This window comes from Okeania sp., from assembly GCF_983059655.1.
In genome coordinates this window covers 1-2,828 of the sequence record NZ_CEZPJD010000929.1, presented here as the reverse complement: position 1 = coordinate 2,828, position 2,828 = coordinate 1, and the positions used below count along the sequence as shown (strand labels likewise).

The following is a 2,828-nucleotide window of genomic DNA, read 5'->3' as shown; positions in this document are numbered from 1 at the left end:
ACTTTCTCTGAGTTTTATAGTGGCTTTTTCTTCTGCCTTCTTCCTACAGAACAAATTATATATAGCGCTGTGGGCAGGCAACAGCTCATCTGGCAACAGCGGTCAGACCCCGCGACGACACCAGCTCCCTTGTGGAATGCTGACCAAGATAGGCAATAAGGGGAATAAATTGCCGACAATATAAGACTTTTAGCTATTTGGCCCCTTCTGTAATTTGTAAATATACCAGCGCTCATTGCTATAAAATCCGGCTATACAATTAACGCACTTTCTACTTCCATTCAATGCAGACATAAAATGCCGGAATATCCCTAGATAATTCCCATTATCATCCTTGATTCTTACTGACTCCTGACTCCTGATTCCTGACTCCCGACTCCTAACTAAGTTATTTATGAGTATTCAACCGAAATATGATATTAAACTTCTCAACATTAGTTAACATTTTTTTAGAATTACCAATCTCAATATAAATTAATAATTCATAATGGCCAACATCAAATTTGAACAAGAAAACCAGGAAATAATTGCTGCTGATGGAGCAAATTTAAGAATCAAGGCTCTAGAAAACCGCATTGACCTCTACACCTTTACAGGCAAAATGATGAATTGTGGAGGCTATGGGCAATGTGGAACCTGTGTCGTAGAAGTAGTTGAAGGTCTGGAAAATCTTTCACCTCGTACTGAAGTAGAAGAAAAAAAGTTAAAGAAGAAACCCCCTTCTTATAGACTAGCTTGTCAGACCATGGTTAATGGTCCTGTTACCATCAAAACAAAACCAAAACGCAAATAGCAAATAATGGTATTCTTAACCTTGTGGTTTTTTCAATTCAAGGTGGGTTAATCATGGCAGTTAATGATTTAGGCTTTGTGGCAACCATTTTGTTCATATTTGTGCCAGCCGTTTTCTTAATCATTTTGTATATTCAAACTGGCAACAACGAAAGCTAAATTAACAGTTTACAAACTCAGAGTAGGAGCATAATTTAAAAAATTGTCCTCCTACTTTGCTGTTTTTGTCTAAAAGCGTTTAGCAGTTCAGCAATCAGCGGTCAGCTTTGCGCAGAAAGTGGAGCATTCCAGAGGAAAGGAGATGACCAACCCCTCCTAAAATTAAACGACAAGCTTTTCGGTCCGGAATGCTCCGCAAACAGATACCATTAAATAAGCACAAATTTTTAGGCTGATAGCTGAAGAGCTGATAGCTAGTTAACTAGCACTCTGGCGAGCTAACAATACAGGACAATTGGCATAAACCCGCACATAGTCCGATAGAGAATTTCCTAATAGTCGATCGAGGTCCACAAGATTCTTGGCACTGGATGGACGGCGGTCCGGCGAACCCAATATCAATAGGTCTACATTCAAATCCTGGGAAATTTTACAAATTTCTGGACCAGGTTTACCACTAGCAGCAACACAACTATATTTAATACCCATTTTTTTTGCTTCTACTACAGCTTCGGCTACAACAGGGTCTTTTTCTGCATCGGCAGTATAATCCTGCATTGATTTTCCACTGGGATCTTTCTTAACATGGCTCAAAATTAATTTTCCCCCAGGAATTTGATTCACTAAGGAAATAGCTAACCGTAGAGAACTTTTTCCTCCTTCTGATGAGTCTAGGGCAACCATCACATTTCTAATTTTTTTGACGTAGATATCGTCTTTCACTAGTAACATCGGATGAGAAGTTAACTGGAAAACATATTGACTAACTGAATTTTCTAGAATAGCTTGCAGTTTGCCTAAGCCCCGAGAACCCATAATAATTAGTTCAGATTGTTCTTCATCAGCCACTTGACAAACAATATCCTTAGGGTCTCCTTGTTTGAGTCGGGGATTGACTTTTTTTGGATCTATTTTTAAAGATTGGACAGCCTCTGCCAGAATTTTTCCACCTTCTTCTAACTTAGCAGACATACCTTCTGCACTAGCTTGAGGGGGTACAACGTGCAATACAGTCACAGATGCTACTTGAAAGTAGGGGATGTCCATCAACATATTGAGCATCTGTTCACATAGTCCCCGACCAGCAACAGCTAGCAAAATTTTGTTTATCATATTTTAGTTGAGTGAATCAGCAAATAATAACTTGTAAAACTAGCATAGATCTCCCGCACCCATGATAACTTTGAGAAATGTAGCGTTTTAGCAAATTTTGTAAAGTGGCCTCATCAGAACAATCTCAATCTCAGTTACCTACAAGTGCAATTGAAAATCGATCTACTCAGAAATCAGATGCTTGGTTTGAATATATAGTTCGAGTTCATCCTCACCACACTGACTATGCTGGTGTTGTTTGGCATGGGACTTATATTTCCTGGATGGAGGAAGCACGAGTAGAAAGTTTGCGTTCTATTGGTATTGACTATGCTGAGTTGGTTAACCTTGGCTGCGATTTACCAGTAGTAGAACTTTCAGTACGTTATCACAAAGCGGTCAAGTTTGGTATGGTAGTTGCAGTTAGGACTCGCATGACAAATACTCAAGGAGTCAAACTAGACTGGGATTACCAAATTCAGTCTTTGGATGGTCAAGAATTATATGTTTCAGCCAAAGTTACGTTGGTAACTGTTGACCGAGAGAAAGGCAAAATTATGCGTCGTTTACCTCCAAAAGTAGAAGCGGCTTTAACTAAGCTTTATTAATCAGGGAATAGGGAATAGGGAACAGGGAACAGAAAGTCAATAGGATGTGTAATTAATTTTGCTTATGAACTTACTCCCTAAAAATTACGAATTTTGTATCTCACGCTTCTCTGTCAAAATATCAGGCAACAGGCAACAGGCAACAGGCAACAGGCAACAGGCAACAGGCAACAGGCA

4 protein-coding genes are annotated in these 2,828 nt (G+C 39.3%); 3 read left to right on the top strand and 1 reads right to left on the bottom strand.

Features of this window, described 5'->3' with window-relative positions:
• Positions 1–487: 487 nt before the first annotated feature.
• Both AC3DU7_RS30295 and psbM read left to right on the top strand, forming a co-directional pair.
• Complete coding sequence (locus tag AC3DU7_RS30295) at positions 488–793, top strand: 2Fe-2S iron-sulfur cluster-binding protein (RefSeq protein WP_488042946.1); 306 nt, start codon at positions 488–490, stop codon at positions 791–793.
• Positions 794–846: 53 nt separating this feature from the next.
• Positions 847–951, top strand: a complete 105-nt coding sequence (gene psbM, locus AC3DU7_RS30290) for a photosystem II reaction center protein PsbM (protein WP_124147322.1) — start codon at positions 847–849, stop codon at positions 949–951.
• A gap of 258 nt (positions 952–1,209) precedes the next feature.
• Here the strand turns inward: psbM and AC3DU7_RS30285 are convergent, their stop codons facing one another.
• Positions 1,210–2,064, bottom strand: coding sequence for a universal stress protein (locus AC3DU7_RS30285; protein WP_488042945.1), 855 nt, complete (start codon positions 2,062–2,064; stop codon positions 1,210–1,212).
• A 104-nt stretch (positions 2,065–2,168) separates the two neighbouring features.
• On the opposite strand from AC3DU7_RS30285, the gene AC3DU7_RS30280 reads away from it, so the two are divergent.
• The gene (locus tag AC3DU7_RS30280) at positions 2,169–2,651 is read left to right on the top strand and encodes an acyl-CoA thioesterase (protein WP_488042944.1); all 483 of its coding nucleotides are present in this window, start codon (positions 2,169–2,171) and stop codon (positions 2,649–2,651) included.
• Positions 2,652–2,828 lie beyond the last annotated feature (177 nt).